At 58.9% G+C, this 23,673-nt stretch carries 20 protein-coding genes and 1 pseudogene; 17 read left to right on the top strand and 4 right to left on the bottom strand.

Features of this window, described 5'->3' with window-relative positions; all coding sequences use genetic code 11:
• The first annotated feature begins 31 nt into the window (after nucleotides 1–31).
• From EXY20_RS40340 to EXY20_RS27580, 5 genes and pseudogenes are all read left to right on the top strand, one after another.
• Nucleotides 32–1,113, top strand: a pseudogene (locus tag EXY20_RS40340) (ABC transporter ATP-binding protein).
• Nucleotides 1,110–2,201 carry an ABC transporter permease gene (locus EXY20_RS27595; RefSeq protein WP_135555364.1) on the top strand — a complete coding sequence of 364 codons (1,092 nt, stop codon included), beginning with the start codon at nucleotides 1,110–1,112 and terminating at the stop codon, nucleotides 2,199–2,201. Before EXY20_RS40340 ends, EXY20_RS27595 begins: the two are co-directional and overlap by 4 nt.
• Nucleotides 2,202–2,485: 284 nt before the next feature.
• Nucleotides 2,486–2,770, top strand: a complete 285-nt coding sequence (locus EXY20_RS27590; RefSeq protein ID WP_135555363.1) for a hypothetical protein — start codon at nucleotides 2,486–2,488, stop codon at nucleotides 2,768–2,770.
• 96 nt (nucleotides 2,771–2,866) lie between these two features.
• Complete coding sequence (locus tag EXY20_RS27585; protein WP_135555362.1) at nucleotides 2,867–4,699, top strand: B12-binding domain-containing radical SAM protein; 1,833 nt, start codon at nucleotides 2,867–2,869, stop codon at nucleotides 4,697–4,699.
• Between the two features lie 78 nt (nucleotides 4,700–4,777).
• A complete protein-coding gene (locus tag EXY20_RS27580) occupies nucleotides 4,778–5,647 on the top strand; it encodes an SDR family oxidoreductase (protein ID WP_135555361.1) in 870 nt (289 codons plus the stop codon).
• An 81-nt stretch (nucleotides 5,648–5,728) separates the two neighbouring features.
• Here the strand turns inward: EXY20_RS27580 and EXY20_RS27575 are convergent, their stop codons facing one another.
• From EXY20_RS27575 to EXY20_RS27565, 3 genes are all read right to left on the bottom strand, one after another.
• A complete protein-coding gene (locus tag EXY20_RS27575; RefSeq protein WP_135555360.1) occupies nucleotides 5,729–6,703 on the bottom strand; it encodes a type I phosphomannose isomerase catalytic subunit in 975 nt (324 codons plus the stop codon).
• Nucleotides 6,704–6,941: 238 nt separating this feature from the next.
• On the bottom strand, nucleotides 6,942–7,520 hold the full coding sequence (locus tag EXY20_RS27570) for a class I SAM-dependent methyltransferase (protein WP_135555359.1): 579 nt from the start codon (nucleotides 7,518–7,520) through the stop codon (nucleotides 6,942–6,944).
• A gap of 33 nt (nucleotides 7,521–7,553) precedes the next feature.
• Nucleotides 7,554–8,522, bottom strand: a complete 969-nt coding sequence (locus tag EXY20_RS27565; protein ID WP_135555455.1) for a TIGR01212 family radical SAM protein — start codon at nucleotides 8,520–8,522, stop codon at nucleotides 7,554–7,556.
• A 188-nt stretch (nucleotides 8,523–8,710) separates the two neighbouring features.
• Here EXY20_RS27565 and EXY20_RS40060 point away from each other — a divergent pair, with 188 nt between their 5' ends.
• The 3 genes from EXY20_RS40060 (at nucleotide 8,711) to trmB (ending at nucleotide 10,399) form a co-directional block, all read left to right on the top strand.
• Nucleotides 8,711–9,154, top strand: coding sequence for a WGxxGxxG family protein (locus EXY20_RS40060; RefSeq protein ID WP_135555358.1), 444 nt, complete (start codon nucleotides 8,711–8,713; stop codon nucleotides 9,152–9,154).
• Nucleotides 9,155–9,341: 187 nt separating this feature from the next.
• Nucleotides 9,342–9,545, top strand: a complete 204-nt coding sequence (locus tag EXY20_RS27555) for a hypothetical protein (protein ID WP_235886221.1) — start codon at nucleotides 9,342–9,344, stop codon at nucleotides 9,543–9,545.
• Nucleotides 9,546–9,703: 158 nt separating this feature from the next.
• A complete protein-coding gene (gene trmB / locus EXY20_RS27550; protein ID WP_135555357.1) occupies nucleotides 9,704–10,399 on the top strand; it encodes a tRNA (guanosine(46)-N7)-methyltransferase TrmB in 696 nt (231 codons plus the stop codon).
• 31 nt (nucleotides 10,400–10,430) lie between these two features.
• On the opposite strand, the gene EXY20_RS27545 is transcribed toward trmB, so the two are convergent.
• Complete coding sequence (locus tag EXY20_RS27545; RefSeq protein WP_135555356.1) at nucleotides 10,431–10,952, bottom strand: phosphatase PAP2 family protein; 522 nt, start codon at nucleotides 10,950–10,952, stop codon at nucleotides 10,431–10,433.
• A 427-nt stretch (nucleotides 10,953–11,379) separates the two neighbouring features.
• On the opposite strand from EXY20_RS27545, the gene EXY20_RS27540 reads away from it, so the two are divergent.
• The 9 genes from EXY20_RS27540 (at nucleotide 11,380) to EXY20_RS27500 (ending at nucleotide 23,463) form a co-directional block, all read left to right on the top strand.
• Nucleotides 11,380–12,615 (top strand): glycosyltransferase family 2 protein, encoded by a 1,236-nt coding sequence (locus EXY20_RS27540; RefSeq protein ID WP_135555355.1) that lies wholly within the window; start codon nucleotides 11,380–11,382, stop codon nucleotides 12,613–12,615.
• A 311-nt stretch (nucleotides 12,616–12,926) separates the two neighbouring features.
• Complete coding sequence (gene infC, locus EXY20_RS27535) at nucleotides 12,927–13,418, top strand: translation initiation factor IF-3 (RefSeq protein ID WP_135555354.1); 492 nt, start codon at nucleotides 12,927–12,929, stop codon at nucleotides 13,416–13,418.
• A gap of 48 nt (nucleotides 13,419–13,466) precedes the next feature.
• On the top strand, nucleotides 13,467–13,667 hold the full coding sequence (gene rpmI / locus EXY20_RS27530) for a 50S ribosomal protein L35 (RefSeq protein WP_135555353.1): 201 nt from the start codon (nucleotides 13,467–13,469) through the stop codon (nucleotides 13,665–13,667).
• A 44-nt stretch (nucleotides 13,668–13,711) separates the two neighbouring features.
• On the top strand, nucleotides 13,712–14,071 hold the full coding sequence (gene rplT, locus EXY20_RS27525; RefSeq protein WP_135555352.1) for a 50S ribosomal protein L20: 360 nt from the start codon (nucleotides 13,712–13,714) through the stop codon (nucleotides 14,069–14,071).
• A 537-nt stretch (nucleotides 14,072–14,608) separates the two neighbouring features.
• Complete coding sequence (locus EXY20_RS27520; RefSeq protein ID WP_135555351.1) at nucleotides 14,609–17,887, top strand: S-layer homology domain-containing protein; 3,279 nt, start codon at nucleotides 14,609–14,611, stop codon at nucleotides 17,885–17,887.
• A 460-nt stretch (nucleotides 17,888–18,347) separates the two neighbouring features.
• Nucleotides 18,348–20,090 carry a biosynthetic-type acetolactate synthase large subunit gene (gene ilvB, locus EXY20_RS27515; protein ID WP_135555350.1) on the top strand — a complete coding sequence of 581 codons (1,743 nt, stop codon included), beginning with the start codon at nucleotides 18,348–18,350 and terminating at the stop codon, nucleotides 20,088–20,090.
• Nucleotides 20,087–20,578, top strand: coding sequence for an acetolactate synthase small subunit (gene ilvN, locus EXY20_RS27510; protein WP_135555349.1), 492 nt, complete (start codon nucleotides 20,087–20,089; stop codon nucleotides 20,576–20,578). The genes ilvB and ilvN overlap by 4 nt, the downstream gene beginning before the upstream one ends.
• A gap of 192 nt (nucleotides 20,579–20,770) precedes the next feature.
• Entirely contained in the window at nucleotides 20,771–21,763 is a 993-nt protein-coding gene (gene ilvC, locus EXY20_RS27505; RefSeq protein WP_135555348.1) for a ketol-acid reductoisomerase, read from the top strand.
• Between the two features lie 152 nt (nucleotides 21,764–21,915).
• The gene (locus EXY20_RS27500) at nucleotides 21,916–23,463 is read left to right on the top strand and encodes a 2-isopropylmalate synthase (RefSeq protein WP_135555347.1); all 1,548 of its coding nucleotides are present in this window, start codon (nucleotides 21,916–21,918) and stop codon (nucleotides 23,461–23,463) included.
• Nucleotides 23,464–23,673: the final 210 nt, after the last annotated feature.

The following is a 23,673-nucleotide window of genomic DNA, read 5'->3' as shown; positions in this document are numbered from 1 at the left end:
GATGAATCCGATTTCACGAAAGGGCGAGGGCATGGCATCGGACAAAACGGTCATCGAAGCGGCAGGGCTCGTCAAGCGGTACGGTACTTTTACGGCGGTGAACGGCGTCAGTTTCAACGTATACGAAGGGGAAATATTCGGCCTGCTCGGACCGAACGGCGCCGGCAAAACGACGACGATGGAAATGATCGAAGGGCTGCGCAAGCCGGACGGCGGATTCGCGCGCGTGGCCGGGTTCGACACGCAGCTCGGCCAGGTAAAGGAAGTGATCGGGGTGCAGCTGCAATCCACTTCCTTATTCGATCTGCTGAAGGTGAGGGAGATCGTGCAGATGTATGCCAGCTTCTACACGCATACGGTGCCGATCGAACCGCTGCTTGCGGACATGCTGCTGCGGACAAGATCGACGGCCGGGTCAAAAACTTGTCCGGCGGCCAGAAACAACGGCTCGCGATTGCGCTTGCGCTCATCAACGACCCGAAGGTCGTGTTTCTCGACGAGCCGACGACGGGGCTGGACCCGCAGGCGCGGCGCTCGCTCTGGGACATCGTCGAACGTCTGAAACAGCAGGGCAAAACGGTCGTGCTCAGCACGCACTACATGGATGAAGCGCACGTTCTTTGCGATCGCATCTGTCTGATGGACCGCGGCGAAGTGATCGCGCTCGACACGCCGCGAAATCTGGTGCGCAGCTTGCAATCTTTCAGCGCGATCGAATTCCGGCTGCCGGAGCCGGTCGTTCCGGAGAGGGAAGGTACGGCCGGCCAGGCGCAATACGCCTTCGGCCAGCGGATCGTGACGGCGGCGGAACGGCATGGCGGCGACGCCGAGCGGGATGCGCTGATCGGCCGGAAGCAGACGGCGGAGCCGCAAGAAGGCGAGAGGCGGCGGGATCACACCCTGGAGCTGCTGCGCAAGGTGACGGCGGTGAAGCAGGCGGAGCAACGCGGCGACACGTTCGTGCTGTACACGGATCGGCTGCAGGAAACGTTAACCGATCTGGTGCGAACGGCGACCGTGCATCAGCTGCAGTTGACCGATCTGCAGACGCGCACGGCGACGCTGGAGGACGTGTTCATTCATATGACGGGAAGGAGCCTGCGGGAAGCATGAAAGCTTATTGGCAATTGACGCTGGCGCAGCTGCGGCTGTTCGGCCGCAACCGGCAAGTCATGTTCTGGTCGCTGCTGTTTCCGATCGTCTTCATGATCATGCTCGGCACGTTTTTCGGCAAAGGCGGCTCCGGCACGGTTGACGTCGTCGTTATCGACAAGGACGGCACCGCGGCGTCGCAGTCGTTCGTGCAGGCGCTGCAGCAGACGAAGGTGGCCGTCGTCACCCCGAGAAGCGACGAAAGCAAATCGCTGGACGAGCTTCGCCGCGGCGACCGCGAAATCGTCGTCATCGTCCCGCAAGGCTACGAAACCGCCGTCAATGCCAAATCGGGCGAAGCGCGCATCCGGTTGTACTATGACGATACGGATGCTGTAACCGCGCAGCTCGGACAGACGGCCGTCGATTTGGCCGCGGACAGCGTCAGCAAGCAACTGACCGGCTACAAGCCGATCGTGACGGTGCAGGCGGAAGGAGTGCAGTCGCTTCATTTAAAATATATGGATTTTCTCGTTCCCGGCATCGTTGGCATGATGATTATGTCGAACAATCTGAACGGCGTCGCCGCACAAATCGCGTCCTGGCGGGAACGCGGCATCCTGCGCCGGCTGCAGAGCACGCCGCTGCGCTCGTCGACGTTCATCGCCGCGCAAATTACGGCCCGGCTGCTGCTGAACGCATCGCAAGCGGTCATTGTGCTGCTCGTCGGCAGCCTCGGCTTCGGCACGAATATCAACGGCTCCTGGTGGCTGCTGCTTTCCTTCGTCATCGTCGGCACGCTCGCCTTTATGGCGATCGGCTTCATCATCGCATCCCTGGCGCGCAACCCGGAAAGCGCCGGCCCGATTTCCGGCTTTATTTCGTTTCCGCTCATGTTTCTCGGCGGCGTCTTCTTCCCGGTCAAAAACTTGCCCGATTGGCTGCAAGCGCTCGTCAAACTGATCCCGATCACGCACCTGACGACCGGGCTGCGCCAGGTGATGAACGTCGGCGCGGGTGTCGGCACGCTTTGGCCGGAGTTGACGATTCTCGCGGGATGGACGATCGTGGCGTTTGCCGTTTCCGCTTTTACGTTCCGCTGGGAGTAGACAGCAATCTTTTGAAACCGGATCCCTTTCGCGCCGTATGGAATGCCAACACGCTGTGCAAGCTACATTAATGAAAGCGTAACAATTTGTCACCGGATGTTCACGCTTTATTAATGAAGCTTTCATCCGCCATTAATATAGCCCGGGTAAGATGGATACATCAAGCAAGCGGTTCCAAAAGGGCAGCGCAGCCCGCACCAAAAGCGGCGCAGCGCATATGGATAGCAAGGTCGGCAGCGTGGCGGCGACATACACGGCAGGAACGATTTCAACAGGCGAAAGGGATGACGACAATGATCTTGTACCAACTGGCGAAATGGATGGAGGAACGGACGCGGCTGAACCGGACGATTCACGAAGGCGGCGCAGACATTGGCCGTTTGAAGCAGCGCAAGGAATTGGTCGAGGAACGCATGATGGAACAGGCGACGCTTTGGCTCGAAGGAAGCGGCAGATTGACGGCGCTTGAGCTCGAAGAAGCCGAAGAGGCGGCGGAGTTCCCGGTTGCGGCCGCGGCCTACATGCATCCGGAAGCAACGGAGGATTTGGCGGTTTTGTCGACGCGCTAACAAGGGTAACGGTTGTCCCGTTTAGCGTCGCTTTTTCCCTGTGAGGCCCCTTCTGTGGTAAAATAGGCGGGAAACACACGGGAGGATGGAACAGCCATGAACGTCGTTCTGACGACACTTAACGCCAAATTTATTCATACTTCGCTTGCGCTGCGCTGCTTGAAAGCGTATTGCGCGGACGAGTTTGCAGTCGATATTGTCGAGTATACGATCAAAGACCCGGCTATGAACGTGGTGTCCGATTTGTTCCAGCGGCGCCCGGACGTGGTCGGTTTTTCGTGTTATATATGGAACATCGAAGAAACGATCGGCATCGTGCGCATGCTGCGCAAAATCATGCCGAAGCTGACGATCGTGCTCGGCGGCCCGGAAGTGTCGTACGACACGGAGCATTGGATGAAGCGGCTGCCGGAAGTCGATTGTATTGTTGTAGGCGAAGGCGAGGAGACGTTCCGCGATTTGCTGCGGGAGCTTGCCGGCGCGCGCAAGTTTCATTTTGTGTTCGGGCTCGCTTACCGCAAGGGCGACGAAATCGTGATCAACCCGGGAAGACCGAAGCTCGATCTGGCGACGCTGCCGTCCCCGCACCGGTTTCCCGAGGATGTGCCGCATCTTGGCAGCCGCGTCGTTTATTTCGAGACGAGCCGGGGCTGTCCGTTCAGCTGCCAGTTTTGCTTGTCGAGCATCGAAGTGGGGGTGCGCTATTTTGACCTGGAGCGGACGAAGCAGGATTTGCTCTACCTGATCGGCGCCGGCGCCAAGCTGATCAAGTTCGTCGACCGTACGTTCAACATCAAACGGGACGTGGCGCTCGATATTTTTGCATTCCTGCTGGAGCATCACCAGGGCTGTGTCTTTCAGTTCGAAATTACGGCGGACATCATGCGGCCGGAGGTGCTCGACTTCCTGGCGGAGCATGCGCCGCCGGGTGTGTTCCGCTTCGAAATCGGCGTTCAGTCGACGAACGACTTGACGAACGAGCTGGTGAAACGGCGGCAAAATTTCGCCAAGCTGTCGCGTACGGTGACGACGATTCGCCAAAGCGGCAACATCGACCAGCATCTCGACTTGATCGCCGGCTTGCCGGAGGAAGATTACGCGTCGTTCCGCCGCACGTTCAACGATGTGTTCGCTCTCGGGCCGGAGGAGCTGCAGCTCGGCTTCCTCAAGATGCTGCGCGGCACCGGCCTGCGCGCGGACGCGGACAAGTACGGCTACGTATACATGGACCACGCGCCTTACGAAATACTCGGCAACGACATTCTGCCGTTCTCCGATCTGGTGCGGATCAAACGAGTGGAGGACGTGCTGGAAAAATATTGGAACGCGCACCGGCTGGACCACAGCGTTGCGTATTTGATCGGCGCCGAGTTCGAAACGCCGTTCGACTTTTTTCAACAGTTCGGCGATTACTGGGAAAGCCGCGGCTGGCAGAAGATCGGGCACCAGCTGGAGGATTTGTTCACCCGGCTGCAGGATTTCCTTGTTTTCCGCGGGACAGGTGTGTCAAATCTGGCCACAGCGCTCGGGCTGATGAAGCTGGACTACTTCCTCGGGCACAAGTACAAGCCGCGCAAAATATGGTGGAACGACGCGCCGGACAAGGCGCGGCAAAGCGCGTATATGCGGCTGCTCGCCGAGCGGCCGGAACTGGCGCGGACGGGACAAGCCGGGCAAGCGGATTTTGCCGCGTACGGCTGGGGAGAGAAGGAACTGCACAAGCACGCGGTTGTCGAGGTGCTGCCGTTTGACGCTGCGGCTTATTTCGACAGCGGTGTCGCGGGCCGCGAGCGGCAAACGCTTCTGCTTGTCGTTTACGATCCGGAATCCGCCGGCAAACCGGCTTCCTATACGGTGCCGCTTGACGAAGGCGGCAATCCGGCGGCGGCTGCCGCAGGCGATTCGGTTGCACCTTTGATTCAAACATGACAGCAGTTGACATATTCGCCCGCTACAATGAAGGTGAAATCGATGGCGCCAAGCGCCGCGAAAGGAGAGCAACCATTGATGAAACCATTGCAAGGCAAAGTGGCGCTTGTCGCCGGTGCGACGCGGGGAGCGGGCCGCGCGATCGCCCTCGCGCTGGGCGAAGCGGGAGCGACCGTCTACTGCACGGGGAGGAGCGTCAAAGGAAGCCCGTCCGACATCGGGCGGACGGAGACGATCGACGAGACGGCGGAGCTGATCGTTGCCCGCGGCGGCGTCGCTTATGCGGTGCGCACCGACCATACGTCGGAAGCCGACGTAAAGGCGCTGTTCGAACGCGTAGCGGCGGAACAGGACGGGAAGCTCGACATTCTCGTCAACGATATTTGGGGAGGGGAGAAGCTGACCGAATGGGGCGTGCCGTTCTGGGAGCATTCGTTGTCGAAAGGGCTGACGATGCTCGAGCGCGCCATCGATACGCACCTCATCACCAGCCACTATGCGGCGCCGCTGATGGTGAAGCGGGGCAGCGGGCTGATCGTCGAAATTACCGACGGACATGACTACCGGTATCGCGGCTCTCTTTTCTACAGCTTGTCCAAAGTGTCGGTCATCCATCTCGCCGAAGGCATGGCGGCCGATCTTCGCCCGCATGGCGTTCATGCACTGGTGGCGACGCCCGGCTTCCTGCGCTCGGAAGAGATGCTCGATCATTTTGGCGTGACGGAAGCGAACTGGCGCGATGCGATTGCGCAAGATCCGCATTTTGCCCAGTCGGAGACGCCGCATTATTTGGCCCGCGGCCTTGCCGCGCTGGCAGCCGACCCGCAGCTCGCGGACAAAAGCGGCAAAGCGTTCACGAGCTGGGGCTTGTCGGACGAGTACGGCATCGTGGACGTGGACGGCAACCAGCCGCACTGGGGCAATTACGCGGCGAAGATGGGCTTCTGAACCCGCTGAATCGAAACAGGCATCGCTCGCGTCCCTTTGAGGGCAACGAACGATGCCTGATCATTTTGAAGGCGAGGCCGGTTACGGCAAGTAGCTGCGCAGTACGGTCAGCTTGCCGCCAATCGCATAGCCGCCGAGCGCAGCGGGCAGCAAGTAGCACTGGCCTGCGGCAAGCGGCTGCGCAGCGGCGCCGCCCTCCCACTCCAGTTCGCCTTTGCCGTCGCAGACGACAACGATCGTGAAGCTGTCCGGCGTTGTCGCAGCGGCCAGGCTGCCGTCAATTGCCGCCTTCTCGACGATAAAATAGGGCGAAGCCGCAAGCTGCAGCCATTCGTTCGGCGCGCTGCCCGCCGTGCTGCTTCGCGACGCGCCGGCGTTGTCGAAGGCGGTGACGCGCAGCGAGTCGGCAATGTGCAGCTCGCGCGGCTTGCCGTCAAGGCCCGGCCGGTCGTAATCGTAGAGCCGGTAAGTCGTGTCGGAGTTTTGCTGGATTTCCGCCACAAGCACGCCGGCGCCGAGCGCATGTACGGTTCCCGCCGGAATGTAGAACGTGTCGCCGGGGGCCACGGACACCTCTTGCAGCGTATCCAGGATACGCCCCGCTTCGACCGCCGCGGCGAACGACTCCCGGGTGTTGCCCGGCTTCAGGCCGTAGATGATTTTGGCACCCGGTTTGGCGTCCAGCACGTACCACATTTCCGTTTTGCCGAGCTCGCCTTTCGGCAGCCCTTCGTAGTTGTCGCTCGGGTGCACCTGGACGGACAAGTCGTCCTGGCAATCGAGCAGCTTGATCAGCAGCGGAAACCGCCCATTGCCGGAAGCGACTCCTTTGGCGCCGAACAGCTCGGCGCCGTATGTACGCCTTACTTCGTCCAGTCCAAGTCCGGCCAGTTCGCCGTTCGCCACGCGCGTCGTGCCGTTCGGATGATCGCCGATCATCCAGCCTTCCCCGATGTGGCCCGGCGGCAGCGTAAAGCCGAATTGCTCGAGCGCCCGCCCTCCCCAGACACGTTCCTTGAACTCGGGCGCAAATTGCAGCGGATACGGTTTCATCACAGATTTCCTCCCATGTCGATCATTCTTCTTTGGAAAATAGCCCATAAATAGTGGCTAATTCGCTTGATTTTACGCTGCTCATCGAAAATAGCCAGCGAAAACACTGGCTATTGCAACCCCACAGCCCCCAAATCGACCTTTTCTACGAAATAACCAGCGATTTCACGGGCTATTTTCTCACTGTCGCTTATTTTTCGCCCAATAGCCAGTGAAACATAGCCTATTTTGCCTGCAGACGTCACCCTAATTTCTCAACCGCAAGCAAATAGGGCGGATCTTTGCGCTGGTTGGCAAACCGGTACAACAGCGATTGAAACTCGCGCTGCGGCAGCGAAGCCGCCCAGCGTTCCACCGCATCCGCTTCCTCGCGTCCCCCGGCGTGTCCGGGGTATACGACGACGGTCAGCAAGCCGCCGCGCCGCAGCAGGCGCAGCGCGGCAACCAGCGCCGGCAGCGTCGTGGCCGGCGTCGTAATCGCGGCGTGATCGCCTCCGGGCAAATAGCCGAGATTAAACATGACGCAAGCGACTCGGCCGTGCTTCTCCGGCGGAATCCACGTTTCCATCCGTTCGTGGGAATCGGTGATCAGCCGATAGCGCTCCGCTTCTATGCCCGCTTCTTGCAGTCGCGTTTCCGTACGGGCAATCGCCTGCGGCAGCACGTCAAAGCCGTAAGCGCAGCCGCTGCGGCCGACGAGCCGGACCAGCGCGAGCATGTCGTTGCCGCCGCCCGCCGTGCCGTCGACAACCGTGTCGCCCGGCTGCACGCGTTCCTGCGCCAGCCGGTGCGCCATGCCCAGAATCGATACAAATCCCATGCCTGTCCCTCCGCCGCTGCTACCGCGTTCGTTTTACCGGCCAACCGTCGGCAGCAGCCCCTGCGAAAGCTTACCCTGCCACGTATTTCGCCGCACCAGCTCGTCGTCGATCGCGTTCAGCACTTCCCACTTGCGCAAGCTCCACATCGGGCCGATCAGCAGGTCGCGCGGCGCGTCGCCGGTGAGCCGGTGCACGATCATCCCGGGCGGCAGCTGCTCCAGCGTATCGACGACCAGCGCCACATATTCGTCCTGCTCCAGAAAGCGCAGCAGCCCCGCCTCGTATTGCTTGACCATGGGCGTTTTGCGCATCAGGTGCAGCAAGTGGATTTTGATCCCTTGCACATCCATGCGCGCCACCGCCGCGCCGGTCGCCAGCATCATCTCGCGCGTTTCGCCGGGCAAGCCGTAAATGATATGAGCGCAGGTACGAATGCCTCGCGCCCGCAATTTGGCGACCGCATCCGTGAAGCAGGCGGTATCGTGGGCCCGATTGATGAGCGTCGACGTCGATTCGTGAATCGTCTGCAGCCCCATTTCGACCCATAAATACGTGCGTTCGTTCAATTCGGCCAAATAATCGAGCACATCGTCCGGCAAACAGTCCGGGCGCGTCGCAATGGACAGCCCGACAACGCCGGGCTGCTGCAGAATGGCTTCGTAATAGTCCCGCAGCACGTGTACGGGCGCGTACGTATTCGTATACGCCTGGAAATAGCCGATGTAGCTGGCGTTTGGCCACTTGCGATGCTGGAGGTCGCGGATTTTGCCGAATTGGGTAATCAGATCGTCCCGCCGGCTGCCGGCGAAATCGCCCGAACCGCGCGCGCTGCAGAATGTGCACCCGCCCGCGGCAATCGAACCGTCGCGGTTCGGACAAGTGAAACCCGCGTCCAGCATCACCTTGAACACTTTCGTTCCGAACTGCTTGCGCATTTCCGTATTCCATGTATGAAACCGTTTGTCGCCCCATAGCGGTGGCGTTTGTTCGTCAGGGAGCATCATGCAGCCCCTTTCCCACTCATTCGCACCCTTCATTTTAGCGGAAAACGCGGCAAAATGCGAATGCGAGCCAAGGCGAGCGGGCGAGGGAGAAGCCGAATTCGTCAAACATTCCCGGCATAACGGCGCCTTGCGAAGCGAATGCTAAACCTGCTCGACAATAATCATCTTCCGGAAGGAGCGTTACCTTGAAAAAGTCGTCTTCGCTTCTCGCTGTATCGGCCTTGTCGCTCGCCCTTGCGCTTCCGGCTTCCGCCGCAGGGACCACGTCCCCGGCGCCGGCCTCGCCGGCTCCTGCGTCTTACTCGTCTCCCGCCGCGGTGCCCGGGACGATGGCATCGCCGGGAACGACCTCGTACACGACGAACGGCAATCCGTCGATGTTCGGCACGAACGGCACGAATACCACTTACGGGACGAACGGTGCAACGGCGTCCCCGAACGCCCACATGGGCGCGTCGCGCGGCTACGGCACCGACGGCATGACGAACCGCTATCATCTGAATTCTTATCGCACGAACGCGGCAACAACGACGAACAACAACGCCAATTGGGGCTGGCTCGGTTTGCTCGGCCTGATCGGACTGTTCGGCATGCGCAGCAGGAACGATCGTCGCCACGAAGCGAAATAGCTGGTTGCAAAAAAGGTCAGGACTGCCCGGCGGCAAGGTGGGGCGGTCTTGATTTTTTTTCGCGCTGGAGGCGCTTTCCCACTTGCAATACCTAACATAATGTGTTATATTGGAAATGAGCAAAATCAACACTTTCTCTCTAATCCTTGCTCGAAAATCAGGGATTTCCCCAAGGAGAGTGGCCGACATGCAAACGCACACCATGATACCGGATGGCGACCGGACGATTACTCTTGAACTTACGGTGAAGGAAGCGATCGCGCTTAGCGGCATCCGTTTCAACGATCAACCGCAGCTTGCCACCGTTGCCCGCAGGAAAATCAAACAAACGCTCGACCGCCGCTTTTTGCCCGAAACCGACAAGATCGATTATCACGCGCTTGAGGTATAAGGCGAATTGAAAGAAAACGCGATAAGATTGAACGAGCACTTTCCGCGCCGATGGCCTGCGGAGGTGCTTTTTGTATGCTGCGATTTCGTTTTGATTTTTGCCGGGTGATCGACTATGCTGTGTAACGGATGAAGTATGAATCGACGGGGGAAAATGGCATGCGTTTGCGGGGAAGAAAGGGCATTCTGGAAGAAATCGAGGCCCAGCCGGAGCTGATCGTCCTGAATCCGGCCGACTACAGAGGGAAATGGGCGCAGCGGTTCGGCAACGACAAGCCGATTCATGTCGAACTCGGCATGGGAAAAGGGAAATTTATCGGCGATCTGAGTATGCGCAATCCGGATATCAACTACATCGGCATCGATATGTACGACGAACTGGTGCGCCGTGCGGCGGAGAAGGCAAGGAGGTTTCGCGAGGGCGCCGAAGGGGCGACGCTGGCCAACCTGCAGCTCGTGCGATTCAACATCGAGCAGATCGAGCAGGTGTTTGCCGACGGGGAAATCGAGCGTATTTATTTGAATTTCAGCGATCCCTGGCCCAAAACGAAGCACATCGGCCGCCGTTTGTCGCATGCCGGGTTCGTGACCAAATACATCAAGATGCTGAACGCGGAAGGCACGATTCACATGAAAACCGATTCGAAGCTGCTGTTCGAATTTTCGCTGAATTCGTTCGCCGATCTGGGGCTGCGCCTGCGCAACATTTCGCTCGATTTGCATGCGGCGGGCATTCGCGAGGATCTGGTGCTGACGGAATACGAAACGAAGTTTATCGAGCGGGGCATGCCGATCTATCGCTGCGAAGTCGTCATTGGCGCGAATGCGCTGCAGCGAGCGGTTGTGAAGCCGTAAGCCGCAGCGCGCGGCTGCTTGCCGCAATCGGTCAGATGGCTGCAGCAGCCGCGGCGGCTGCGGCCGTGCCGATCAAGGCGCCGGCGGCGCAATCGGACGGAAAATGCAAGCCGAGATAGATGCGCGAATAAGCGACGGTCGCCGCGAGCGGAAGCAGCGCAACGCCGAGCGCCGGGGCGGTCATGACGAACGGGACGCAGACGGAGAAGATGGCCGTCGTATGCCCCGAAGGAAACGAATGGTCGCGCAGCGGGTTGGCGCAAGTGATCGCCTGCGGCAGCACCAGATACGGACGCAAACGCGGGTATTTGCGCTTCAATATCGCCACCGGCACATGGCTCGCGGCCAGAGCGGCAAGGCTTTGCAGCGCGGCGACGCGCCATTGTCCGGGGGCGAGCAGCATGGCCGTGGCGGCGGCGATCGTGGCGGTGGCCCCGCCGGCATGCGTGATCCAGCCCAGCAGACGGTCAAGCGCGGCGCTTCGGCTGCGTCGGTTCAAACGCAGAAACAAGCCCGTTTCTTGCTGCTGCAGCCATTGTGCAACCCGATTCATGGTTCAATCCCCCTGTAATTTTGACTTCCTGCTCATTTTATCCCCCGAATGTTAGCCCGGTATCAACATTTTTGCGTCATTTCGCGCATTTTCGGTTAAATAAGGAGATTGTTTGAACGATTTGTTTTCTGGGTAACGGTGAATTATAATAAAACTGCTTGAAAAATGTAATGAAACTGTAATGTTTGAGATGAAAATGTAATGTAAATTGTGAAAAACGATGGAAAACCGGGCAATCGGGCCAGAGAAAGAGAATTTTCGGTACCAAGGGGGGCATTTCCCGTTTTTGTCAGAAAAGCGGGGAGATCATCCGCCACAGTGCTTTTGACTTTTGCGCGCGATGAGAGGAAAATCAAATTCGGCAATCCATCGCCATTCTGCCGTGCGTATAGAAAGAGAGCACGGAACGCCAAAGGGGGATAATACTGTGCTCGACGTTGTACTGCTCATCCTGCAAATCCTGTTCTCGGCTATCGGCGTGTATCAACTGGCGCTTACGTTTTTCGGCTGGTACAAGCCCAAGCTGAAAATGAAGCACGAACCGCGCAAATCGTTTGCCGTACTCGTAGCCGCACATAACGAAGAGCAAGTCGTCGGGGCCCTCCTCGAAAACCTGAAACGTCTGGACTATCCGAAAGAGCTGTATGACGTTTTCGTCATTTGCGACAACTGCACCGACAAGACGGCCGATATCGTTCGCCAGCACGGCGTAATCGCCATGGAGCGGAACAATCCGCAGCTGCGCGGCAAAGGCTACGCCATCGAGTGGATGCTGAAAGAACTGTGGAAGATGCCGAAAAAATACGATGCCGTCGTCATGTTCGACGCCGACAATTTGTGCAACCCGGACTACCTGAGCTTGATGAACAACGACCTGTGCAACGGCTCCAAAGTCATTCAGGCGTACCTGGATACGAAAAATCCGACCGACTCCTGGATCACGGGGGCTTACGCGGTTACATACTGGTACTGCAACCGGTTGTGGCAGCTGCCGCGCACCAACCTGAAGATGGCGAATTTCCTTGGCGGCACCGGCATGTGCTTCGACGCGGCGCTGCTGAAGGAGATGGGCTGGGGGGCGACAAGCCTGGTCGAGGACCTCGAGTTCACGATGCGCTGCGTGCAGCGCGGCATCAAGCCGACGCTCAACTTCGACGCCAAAGTGTACGACGAGAAGCCGCTCACGTTCAAAGCGTCGGCGAAGCAGCGCCTTCGCTGGATGCAAGGCCACTTCGACGTGGCGCGCCGCTATTCGTTCCCGCTGCTGTGGCAAGGGATCAGAGAGCGCAGCTGGACGAAGATCGACTGCGCGATTTATGCGCTGAACGTGTACAATTTGTTTTTCGGCTCGGTTGTGACGATGATCATGTGGGGCGATCTGGTAATGCCGGGTGCCGCGCGGCTGACGTCGCTGTTCGATATGGCGCCGGCGTTCTTCATGGCCGTTACGGCGTTGAACGTGATCGTGTTCCCGCTGGCGATGCTCGTCGAGCGCGCGCCGCTTAAGGTGTACAAGACGCTTATTACGTTCCCGGTTTACATGCTGTCGTGGTGGCCGATCACCTGCTACGCGTTTTTCACCCAGAACAACAAGCAATGGAGCCACACCGAGCATACGCGTGTCCTTCGTCTCGAAGACGTGCGGAGCAAACAGGCGAGCTGAGGGCGAACCAACAAAGCGGCCTTGCTGCATATGCTGCAGGGCCGTTTTTCCACCAGTTGACATGCCGGGTGGTATCGTGCTATAGTAACGAAGTATGTTTTGGAAGCAGAAGCGCCCGCTTCTCACCTGCCCGACGCCAAGTTGGCTGGTCAATGATCTAGGCATGGAATTATGACGCAAGCCATTGCGCCGTATATGCGATGTCGATCTATGACGATGGGGGCAGCCGGATGCTCGCATCTTTTTTTGTGTGTTGCGGAACAAGTGGTATTCAATCGATACGGAGGTGGACAGTTATCAGTAAGGACCATATGATCAATGATGAGATTCGCGTGAAAGAAGTGAGGCTCATCGGGCCGGGCGGCGAACAGTTGGGCATCAAGCCGATTCGCGAGGCGATGCAAATCGCCGCGGATGCAAGTCTGGATCTGGTCAATGTGGCGCCGACGGCCAAACCGCCGGTTTGCCGTATTATGGATTACGGCAAATTCCGTTATGAACAGCAGAAGAAGGACAAGGAAGCCCGCAAAAACCAGAAAGTCGTCGAACTGAAAGAAGTGCGCTTCAGCGCTACGATCGACGAACACGATTTTCAGACGAAGCTGCGCAACGTGCTGAAATTTCTGGGCGAAGGCGACAAGGTCAAATGCTCCGTCCGTTTCCGCGGACGCGAAATTACGCATGCCGAGATCGGACAGAAGGTGCTCGACCGCGTCGGCGTCGAAGCCGAATCGATTTGCGTCATCGAGCGCAGGCCGAAGCTTGAAGGCCGCAGCATGATTATGATTTTATCGCCGAAGTAAGAACTGATGCGGTAACGAACGACACGATTATGAGGAGGATTCACCCCTATGCCTAAAATGAAAACGCACCGCGGCGCCGCGAAGCGCTTCAGCAAAACCGGTACCGGCAAGTTGAAAAGAAGCCACGCGTTCAAACGCCACATTCTCGAAAGCAAGTCGGCCGGCCGCAAGCGCGGATTGCGCAAGCCAGCGCTCGTATCGAGCGGAGACGCCAAACGGATCGCACAACTGCTCGTATACGTGAAATAAACGACGCGCGCCGCACGTCGATCATCCCAAGGAGGTAGAACAGTATGGCAAGAGTAAAGGGCGGGTTCACCACTCGTCGTCGTCATAAAAAGATTTTGAAGCTGGCAAAAGGGTATTTCGGTTCCAAACACCGCATTTTTAAAACGGCAAACGCGCAGGTCATGAAATCCCTGCTGTACGCATACCGCGACCGCCGCGCCAAGAAGCGCGACTTCCGCAAGCTGTGGATTACCCGCATCAACGCTGCAGCCCGCACGAACGGCCTCAGCTACAGCAAGTTCATGCATGGCCTGAAGCTGGCCGGCATCGACGTCAACCGCAAGATGCTCGCCGACCTCGCCGTCAGCGATGCCAAAGCATTTTCCGACTTGGCCGTAGCCGCCAAGCAAAAAATGAACGCGTAAGCCGTCCGGATCTTTGCGTCGCGACCTTTGGGTCGCGGCGTTTTTTCGTTTGGTCGTGGGGTTCAGACCCGCTTCGCGAGGAAGCGGAGCGGGCGGAACCCCCCCTCTGTTATTCATTTCACCGAAATAGGCCATGAAAAATGGCTTATTGGCCCCGTTTTATCCGCTTCGAGAAAAATAGCCAGTGTTTTCACTGGGTATATGGCTCAAATCACCTCTAAACGGGACTTTTCTGCGAAATAGCCAGCGATTTCACTGGCTATATTGTTGTGGGTGCCCATTTTCACCCCAATAGGCAATAAAACAGGGCTTATTTGCCGGTTCGACTGGCTATGCGCCCATCGGTTCCGATCGGGCGGGCATATTTTTGCGTGTTTTTGATCATTCTTGTAAGACTTTTGTAAGTCTTTTGTCCTATAATAGAGATGATTACTTGGTGAAATAGGGGAGCTGGTGCCGCGAATAAAGCGGAAATATGGCGAAGTATGTCATTTTTAGTTGATTAGTAGGAAAATCCAACAGGGGAAGGGACTCATCATGAAAACATATTTGCAACGCCTGGTCGCCAAGATGGCGGCTATCGGTACGATAGCGGCGATGTTCGCCGCCAGTTTTCCGGCTGCGGTCGCTTGGGCCGACAGCAGCTTGCCCGCGCCGACGGTATCGTTGTCGTCCGTCGAATCCGCTGCCGCTTATTTCGTCCGCTCCGCGGACGGTACGGGCAGCCGGGTCGCCGCATCCGACGGATTGGCGTATACGACGGACGGGACGACATGGACGGCGATCGGCGACAGCACGACGGTCGATTCGACCGGCGCCAAAACGATTCGGGTGCGCCAGCAACAGCCGCTGTCCGCGGCGACCGACAACCTGGACAGCACCGTCACAGCGGCGGATTCGACCGCGCTGCGCACGTATTTGGACGATGCGAACGTATCGGTCATTTCGTTGAAGGCGGCGGCAGTATACAACCTGGATTATGCCGAAATTACCAGGCAGGTGGCCATTCACGGCAACGGCGCCACAATCGTGGCGGGGGAAGGCAAATATTATCCGGTCATCGAAGGCTCCAGCGTCTATCACGGGCACGGATTTCTGATGGTGATGCAGGACGGCGACCTGCGCATCGACAACATGACGCTGTCGGGCGGCGGATATAAAATTTTGACGGTCATCAACGCGGCGTACAACGCACAAGTGAATGTGAACGGCGTGAAGTTCCGCAATTTTTTCGGGGAGCACGACGCGGTTACCGACAACAATAACGCCGATCATCCCGAGAAGGACACTCCTTTGTCTTTCGCCGTACATACGGAAAGGAAATTGGGCTACGCCCCGGTCATTACGGTCGAGAACAGTTCGGTCGACGACTCGAACGCGTTCCGCAATGCTATTGCGGTGCGCGAAGGAACGACGGCCGTCATCCGCAACAACACATTTGTCGGCGCAAGCGACATCATGGCGCAGAAGCTGCGGGACTCGGACGGATACGAGTACGCCCTCTTCCTGTATGGCGGCACCGCGACGGTGACCGGAAATACGGTTTCGGGCTACGATAATTCGTTTCTTGCGGACTATACGAGCTCCGGCATTGCAATTACGCCGTTCTTGACGGCCTCGCTTACCGTAACACTTGAAAACAACTACGTGCATCACAACTATATCGGCATCGAAATGGACGGCGTTTGGGCGGAGGTGGTGGCGTTCACGATCAATGGCATCGCGATCACCAACTATGACCAGGCCTATGCGGCCGCTATGGATGTCGCCGGCAAAAACGTGTCCAAGCAGAACACTGCGCGCGATTATTTGGCGGCGCGCGATTCCTCCGTCGAATTCTACACCGACGAATTGCTGCAGTTCCAGGGGAGAAGCGTCGACGGCACGGAAGCGACACTGGCCTTTAAGCCCAAGGATACAATGAGCGACATGTCGATCGAACAATCCGCCGACGGCGGGAGCTCATGGTCGCTATCGCAAATCAGGCCGGTTTCCGCAACTGTCAATTCCGTCGTTTATGACGTTTACGGACTGAACGCCGGCACGGCCTACAAATTCCGCATGACGATGGTTCACGCCGATGTCGTTTTCCACACGACGACGCTCCAGCATTCCAATGTCGTGCCGAATGCCGACGGCAAGCTGCATGCGTTGGAGTCGGTCAGTTTCGGCATATCGCCGGCGTTCAGCCGGGATACGACGGAATATTCGGTGACGATGCCCGAATATATCAACGCCGTGACGCTTAAAGCGGAGTCGTGGAGCCACGGGTCCATTCGCATTAACGGGGTCGCGGCCGAAACCGGCTTGTCGCAGCAAACGATTTCGGTCGGCTACGGCTGGTCGCGTATTCCGATCGTAGTGACGTCGCAGGATGGTACGAGCGCGACGACTTATTACGTGAACGTGTACCGCAGCGAACCGGAAGCAACACCGTCGCCGACACCGACGCCGACGCCTGCGGCAACGGCCAAGCCGAATGCGGCTACGCGGCAAGTCGATGTGGTCGTCGGCGAGCTTGGCGGCTCGGCCGCCAAAGTCGACATCACGCGCAAGCAGGAAGCGGACGGGACGAAGCTGGACGAAGTCGTCTTCGAAGAGAAGAAGGCGCTGGAGGCCGTGGACAAAGCGAAGCAGAACGGGCAAAGCAGCGTGCGCATCGTGATTGACGATTTGCCCCAGGATCCGGCTGATGCCGTTGCGGTGACGCTGGCGAAACAAGCGATCGGCGCTACGGCCGGCCAAAACGTCGATCTTTCCATCCAAACGAACGATGTCAAAATTACGCTGCCGCAGGCGACCCTCGGCGAACTGCAAGCCGACGATCGCGACCTGTATTTCCGCATCGTGCCGATCGTCAAGCCGGACGAGCGGCAGCAGGTCGAAACCCGCGTGACCAAGGCGGAGGAAATCAGGCAGGAAACGAAGGCGGCCACGATTGTCGTGCTCGGCAAGCCGATGACGATCGAAACGAACTATGCCGACCGCCGGACGTTGGTCGAGTTCCCGTTGCCGGCCGGCTCCATCCCTGCCGACCCGCAGCAGCGGGAAGCGTTCCTGGCCCAACTGGCCGTTTACATCGAACATAGCGACGGCACGAAGGAACTGCAGAAGGGCACGATCAAATACGATGCGGCGGGCAATCCGGCCGGCATCGAAATCGCCATCGACAAATTCAGTACGTTTACGATTGTCCGGGCCGACAATACCCGCGTGCGGGAACCATATTGGTTCGGCTACGAAGACGGCACGTTCCGGCCGGACCAGCCGGTGACGCGGGCGGAAATCGCCGCTTTGATCGACCGGTCGCTGGGCGACGGGGCCGCAACGGAAGCGGACGGCTATGCCGATGTGCCGGACGCGTTCTGGGCGAGCGCAGCCGTGGCCCGCTTGCAGGCAGCCGGCATTATGGCCGGCGACGGCGACGGGCTGTTCCGCCCGCAAAGTCCGATCACGCGAGCGGAAATGGCCGCCGTGCTGGCGCGCTGGAAGCAGGCCGGCGAGGCCGCTGCGCACGATTATGCCGACACGAGCGGGCACTGGGCGGCGGACGCGATCGACGCGGCAACCGCAGCCGGCTGGCTGGACGGCTACCCGGACGGTTCGTTCCGGCCGGAGCAGTCGCTGACGCGGGCCGAAGCGGCGAAGCTGATGAATCGCGCGCTCGGACGCCCGGCGCTGGAAGGCGCGCCGCAGCCGACTTGGCCCGACGTGCCGGAGAAACATTGGGCGTACGCGGAGATCGAAGCGGCGTCAACCGGCTACCGCGCGATTCCGCTTGCGAACGGCAACGAAAAGTGGGTCGGCCGTCCATAACGCCGCCGAGCGCTTGCCCGATCATTTTGCAACCGCATCTTGACTTGGGGCTGCTCCTGTGCGTATAATACTTTTATCGTTGTTACATGTTATCGGCTATGAAGAGGACGAAGTTTTAAGGGCCCTTATGTTTCAGAGAGCAGAGGATTAGCTGAAACCAATGCCATAATCCCTTATTACGAGCTCACCTCGGAGCTGTTTTCCTGAAAAGCGTGTTCGAATGGATCCGCGTATTAGGGAGAATCGGATTGGCACACGTTACCGTGCCGAAGGTTCGGTCCGAGCTGCGCGCTCCGGTCGATACCTGTCGAGGTCGTATGCTGTGAGGCATGCGGCAAATGTGGGTGGTACCACGGAAGCTTAACCCCTTTCGTCCCGTCGAATGTTTGTTATGACATTCGGGACGCGAGGGGTTTTTTGGTATTTGCGCACCCCGCTATTTTGAGAGGAGGGTTTTGGAATGAGTGTTATCAATCCGTCGAAAGTGCTGAAGGAAGAGCTGCTCGACAAGCTGCGGCAGCCGGACGTCATCTCGGGCTCCGACATGCTGTTGCGTTCCTTGCTGCTGGAGGGGGTAGACTGCGTATTCGGCTATCCGGGAGGCGCCGTGCTGTTCATCTACGACGCAATGCACGGCAATCCGGATTTCCACCATTTGCTCACCCGCCACGAGCAAGGCGCCATTCACGCCGCGGACGGCTACGCGCGCACTACCGGCAAAGTCGGCGTCTGCATCGCCACTTCGGGTCCGGGCGCGACGAACCTGGTCACCGGCATTGCGACGGCGTATATGGACTCGGTTCCGCTGGTCGTCATCACCGGCAACGTGGCGACGAATTTTATTGGTACGGACGCCTTCCAGGAAGCGGATATTACCGGCATCACGATGCCGATTACGAAGCACAGCTATCTGGTGCGCAACGTCGAGGATTTGCCGCGCATCATTCACGAGGCGTTCCATATCGCGAATACCGGCCGCAAAGGTCCAGTGCTGATCGATATTCCGAAGGACGTTTCCGCGCACAAGGCGGTGTTCAAGCCGGTAACGGGCGTGAACATTCGCGGCTATCAGGTCAACAACGACCCGAACAAGGCGCAAGCGGACAAAATGATCGAAGCGATCGCCGCGGCGGAACGTCCGGTCATTCTGGCCGGCGGCGGCGTCGTGTATGCCGACGCTTCGGCGGAGCTTATCGCTTTTGCCGAGAAGACGCGCATTCCGGTCACAACGACGCTGCTCGGCTTAAGCGGCTTCCCGAGCGCGCACGAGCTGTGGATGGGCATGCCGGGCATGCACGGCACGTACACGTCGAATATGGCGATCCAGGATGCGGACCTGCTCATTTCGATCGGCGCCCGTTTCGACGACCGCGTCACGATGAAGCTGGACGGCTTCGCGCCCAAAGCGAAAATCGTGCACATCGACGTCGATCCGGCGGAAATCGGCAAAAACGTGGCAACGGCCATACCGGTGGCGGGAGACGTCAAAGTGGTGCTGCAGTACGCCAACACGAAAGCGAAGCCGGCCAAATCGGAAGCGTGGGTCGCCAAGATCCAGCAGATGAAGAAAGAGTTCCCGCTGCGCTACAAAGATTCCGATACGGAGCTGAAGCCGCAGTTCGTAATCGAAATGATCAACGAAACGACGAAGGGCGAAGCGATCGTGACGACCGACGTCGGGCAGCACCAGATGTGGGCGGCGCAATACTACAAGTTCAAACGGCCGCGCTCCTGGGTCACCTCGGGCGGACTCGGCACGATGGGGTTCGGTTTCCCTTCGGCGATCGGCGCCCAGATGGGCAACCCGGATAAGCTGGTAGTGTCGATCAACGGCGACGGCGGCATGCAGATGTGCTCGCAGGAGCTTGCGGTGTGCGCGATCCACAACATTCCGGTGAAGATTGTCATCATCAACAACCAGGTGCTCGGCATGGTGCGGCAGTGGCAGGAAATCATTTACGACAACCGCTACAGCCATATCGATCTTGCAGGCAGCCCGGATTTCGTCAAGCTGGCCGAAGCCTACGGCGTCAAGGGCTTGCGCGCAACGAACAAGGAAGAAGCGCGCCGCGCCTGGCAGGAAGCGCTCGATACGCCGGGACCGGTCGTGATCGACTTCGTCGTCCGCAAGGAAGAAAACGTGTATCCGATGGTGACGCAGGGTAATACGATCGGGCAAATGATAATGGGGGATTCGGAATGAGCGCGAGAAAGCATACGATATCCGTTCTTGTAAACGATCAGCCGGGCGTCCTGCAGCGGGTGTCCGGTCTGTTCGGCCGGCGCGGCTTCAATATCGAAAGCATTACCGTCGGCTCGTCGGAGGAAGCGGGCTTGTCGCGCATGGTTATCGTCTCGACCGGCGACGACCGCATGCTCGACCAGATCAGCAAGCAGCTGTACAAGCTGATCGACGTCATCCGCGTCGTCAACATCAGCGCGCAGCCGATGGTCGCCCGCGAGGTGGCATTGATCAAGGTCGCTGCCGAACCGTCGCAGCGTCCGGAAGTGCTTGGCGTCGTCGAAACGTTTCGCGCGTCCGTCGTCGACATCGGGCCGCATTCGTTGATCGTGCAGGTCATCGGCGCGCCGGACAAGATCGACGCCATGGCCGAGCTGCTGAAGCCTTACGGCATTCAGGAGTTTTCCCGCACCGGCGTGACCGCGATGATCCGCGGCGCCGCGCAGTAAACCGTCGTTATTCGTCGATCGGATTGTTACTTGGGCAAGCAACCGCTATAATCTTGTGAGCGGGGGTCGGAACGGACCCTCGCGCCGGCCTGGAAACGCGCACGGCTTGTCCGTGTCCGGTGTCGCCGGGTGAGTGCGGGTCCGCTGCGGCACCCGCTCACAGGGTTCAAAATCAAAGGAGGAACTACGAACATGGCAGTCAATATTTATTATGAAAAAGATGCAGACCTCAGCGCGCTGAAAGGCAAAACGATCGCAATCATCGGCTACGGCAGCCAAGGCCACGCCCAAGCGCAAAACTTGCGCGACAGCGGCCTGAGCGTTGTTGTCGGTCTTCGTCCGGGACGTTCGTGGGATCAAGCGAAAAACGACGGCTTCGAAGTGCTGTCTGTAGCCGACGCGGCTCGTCGCGCCGATCTGGTGCAAATTTTGATGCCGGACGAAACGCAAGCCAGGGTATATAAGGAAGAAATCGAGCCGAACGTCAAAGCCGGCGTCGCCATCGTTTTCTCCCACGGCTTCAACGTGCATTTTGGCCAAATCAATGCGTCGGCCGACAAGGACGTGTTCCTGGTCGCTCCGAAATCGCCGGGCCACATGGTTCGCCGCGTATACGTCGAGGGCTTCGGCGTTCCCGGCCTGATCGCCGTTCACCAGGACGCTTCCGGCAAGGCGAAAGAAATCGGCCTGGCTTATGCCAAAGGCATCGGCTGCACCCGTGCGGGCGTAATCGAAACGTCGTTCAAGGAAGAAACCGAAACCGACCTGTTCGGCGAACAAGCCGTATTGTGCGGCGGTACTTCCGCGCTGGTCAAAGCGGGCTTCGAAACGCTCGTGGAAGCCGGCTATGCGCCTGAGATGGCTTACTTCGAGTGCTTGCACGAGCTGAAGCTGATCGTCGACCTGATGTACGAAGGTGGCCTTGCCAGCATGCGCCATTCGATCAGCAACACGGCCGAATACGGCGACTATGTAACCGGCCCGCGCATCATCACCGACGAAACGAAGAAAGAAATGAAGAAAGTGCTGAGCGACATCCAGCAAGGCAAATTCGCCCGCGACTTCATTCTCGAGAACCAATCGAATCGTGCGTTCCTGACGTCGATTCGCCGTATCGAGTCCGAGCATCCGATCGAAGTGGTCGGCAAAGAGCTGCGCGACATGATGCATTGGATCAAGAAATAAGCCATAGCATGATAGTAAGTACCGGCGGGCACCGAGCTGTCTAGTGGCAGCGTCCGATGTCCGCCCTTGTGCAGGGAATAGATTCGGGCCGGCAAGCCGCGGCCGGACCTATTCCCTGCAAGCTTATCGCAACGCTACAGGAGGTGACCGTTATGCGCAAAATTTATATCTTTGATACGACGCTGCGCGACGGCGAGCAGTCGCCGGGCGTCAACCTGAACGTGCAGGAGAAGGTGGAAATCGGCCTGCAGTTGGAGAAGCTGGGCATCGACCGGATCGAAGCCGGGTTTCCCGCCGCATCGCCGGGCGATCTCGCCGCCGTGGGCGCGGTAGCGCGCGCGGTGAAAAACGCAACTATCATCGGCCTTGCCCGTTCGCGCGAGCAGGACATCGAGGCGGTGCGCGAGGCGCTTGCCTTGGCGCAGGATCCGTGCATCCATCTGTTTCTGGCGACATCGCCGATCCACCGCAAGCACAAGCTGCGGATGGAGAAGCATCAGGTGCTGGAAGCGGCCGAAGCGGCGATCAAATACGCCAAAAAGTATTTCAGCAAAATCGAGTTTTCGCCGGAGGACGCCGGCCGCACCGAGCTCGATTTTCTGTGCGAAGTGACGGAAATGGCGATCCGCGCCGGCGCGACGGTCGTCAATATCCCGGATACGGTCGGCTATATGACGCCAAGCGAATTCGGCAATATTTTCAAGACGCTGAAGGACAACGTGCGCGGCATCGAAAAGATCCAGCTCAGCGCGCATTGCCATGACGACCTCGGCATGGCGACGGCGAACGCGCTCGCTGCGGTGCTGAACGGCGCCGATCAAATCGAAGGCACGATCAACGGCATCGGCGAGCGCGCCGGCAACACGTCGCTCGAGGAAGTGGCGATGGCGCTGGAGACGCGCCAGGAGTTTTTCCAGGCGAAGACGGGGCTGGTGCTGGGCGAAATTTACCGCACGAGCCGTCTGGTCAGCAAGCTAACCGGCATGGTGGTGCCGGGCAACAAGGCGATTGTCGGCGCCAATGCGTTCGCGCACGAGTCCGGCATTCACCAGGACGGCATGCTGAAAGAGAAGACGACCTACGAAATCATGTCGCCGGAAACGATCGGCTTGAAGGAAAGCAAGCTCGTGATGGGCAAACATTCCGGCCGTCACGCGTTCCGCGAGAAGCTGGTCGACCTCGGCTATGAGCTTGAGGGCGAGCAACTGAACGTGGCGTTCGCCAAGTTCAAGGATTTGGCTGACCGCAAGAAGAATGTCAGCGACGAAGATTTGCGCGCCTTGATCGAAGAGAAGCTCGTGGCGACGCCGGAAGTGTTCGCATTCGACGCCATTCAGGTGTCGTACAGCAACCAGTCGGCGCCGAGCGCAACGGTCCGGCTGCACCACGAAGGACAAGCGATCGAGGTGTCCGCCGAAGGCAACGGTTCGGTCGACGCGATCTATATGGCGATCGATAAAGCGACCGAAGAGGAAGTCGAATTGGACGATTATTCGATCCAGTCGGTTACGCAAGGCAAGGATGCGCTCGGCGAAGTGCATGTCGTGCTGAAGCAGAACGGCATCTCCGTGTCGGGCCGCGGCGTCAGCACCGATATCCTGGAAGCGAGCGCGAAGGCGTACATCGATGCGATCAACCGGCTCATCGACAAGCGCAAATCGCCCGGCGCCGGCCGCCGCGACAACGTATCGCTGATCTGAGCACGGCATAGGATGCAGGAGAGCGGAGACGACATGCGTCTCCGTTTTTTTTGAACCAGGAGCAGAAGCAGAGGCAGAACCCCGAACCCCGAACCCCGAACCCCGAACCCCGAACCCCGAACCCCGAACCCCGAACCCCGAACCCCGAACCCCGAACCCCGAACCCCGAACCCCGAACCCCGAACCCCGAACCCCGAACCCCGAACCCCG

The sequence above is a fragment of the Paenibacillus cymbidii genome, from assembly GCF_004764705.1.
Taxonomy (GTDB): domain Bacteria; phylum Bacillota; class Bacilli; order Paenibacillales; family NBRC-103111; genus Paenibacillus_AN; species Paenibacillus_AN cymbidii.
This window is presented reverse-complemented; position numbering and strand designations above follow the sequence as displayed.

Bases quoted from the DNA above. Each gene is read 5' to 3' on its own strand.
- EXY20_RS27595 (WP_135555364.1), top strand. From the start codon at position 1,110: ATGAAAGCTTATTGGCAATTGACGCTGGCGCAGCTGCGGCTGTTCGGC.
- EXY20_RS27590 (WP_135555363.1), top strand. From the start codon at position 2,486: ATGACGACAATGATCTTGTACCAACTGGCGAAATGGATGGAGGAACGG.
- EXY20_RS27585 (WP_135555362.1), top strand. From the start codon at position 2,867: ATGAACGTCGTTCTGACGACACTTAACGCCAAATTTATTCATACTTCG.
- EXY20_RS27580 (WP_135555361.1), top strand. From the start codon at position 4,778: ATGAAACCATTGCAAGGCAAAGTGGCGCTTGTCGCCGGTGCGACGCGG.
- EXY20_RS27570 (WP_135555359.1), bottom strand. From the start codon at position 7,520: ATGGGATTTGTATCGATTCTGGGCATGGCGCACCGGCTGGCGCAGGAA.
- EXY20_RS27565 (WP_135555455.1), bottom strand. From the start codon at position 8,522: ATGCTCCCTGACGAACAAACGCCACCGCTATGGGGCGACAAACGGTTT.
- EXY20_RS27555 (WP_235886221.1), top strand. From the start codon at position 9,342: ATGCAAACGCACACCATGATACCGGATGGCGACCGGACGATTACTCTT.
- trmB (WP_135555357.1), top strand. From the start codon at position 9,704: ATGCGTTTGCGGGGAAGAAAGGGCATTCTGGAAGAAATCGAGGCCCAG.
- EXY20_RS27545 (WP_135555356.1), bottom strand. From the start codon at position 10,952: ATGAATCGGGTTGCACAATGGCTGCAGCAGCAAGAAACGGGCTTGTTT.
- infC (WP_135555354.1), top strand. From the start codon at position 12,927: ATGATCAATGATGAGATTCGCGTGAAAGAAGTGAGGCTCATCGGGCCG.
- rpmI (WP_135555353.1), top strand. From the start codon at position 13,467: ATGCCTAAAATGAAAACGCACCGCGGCGCCGCGAAGCGCTTCAGCAAA.
- rplT (WP_135555352.1), top strand. From the start codon at position 13,712: ATGGCAAGAGTAAAGGGCGGGTTCACCACTCGTCGTCGTCATAAAAAG.
- EXY20_RS27520 (WP_135555351.1), top strand. From the start codon at position 14,609: ATGAAAACATATTTGCAACGCCTGGTCGCCAAGATGGCGGCTATCGGT.
- ilvB (WP_135555350.1), top strand. From the start codon at position 18,348: ATGAGTGTTATCAATCCGTCGAAAGTGCTGAAGGAAGAGCTGCTCGAC.
- ilvN (WP_135555349.1), top strand. From the start codon at position 20,087: ATGAGCGCGAGAAAGCATACGATATCCGTTCTTGTAAACGATCAGCCG.
- ilvC (WP_135555348.1), top strand. From the start codon at position 20,771: ATGGCAGTCAATATTTATTATGAAAAAGATGCAGACCTCAGCGCGCTG.
- EXY20_RS27500 (WP_135555347.1), top strand. From the start codon at position 21,916: ATGCGCAAAATTTATATCTTTGATACGACGCTGCGCGACGGCGAGCAG.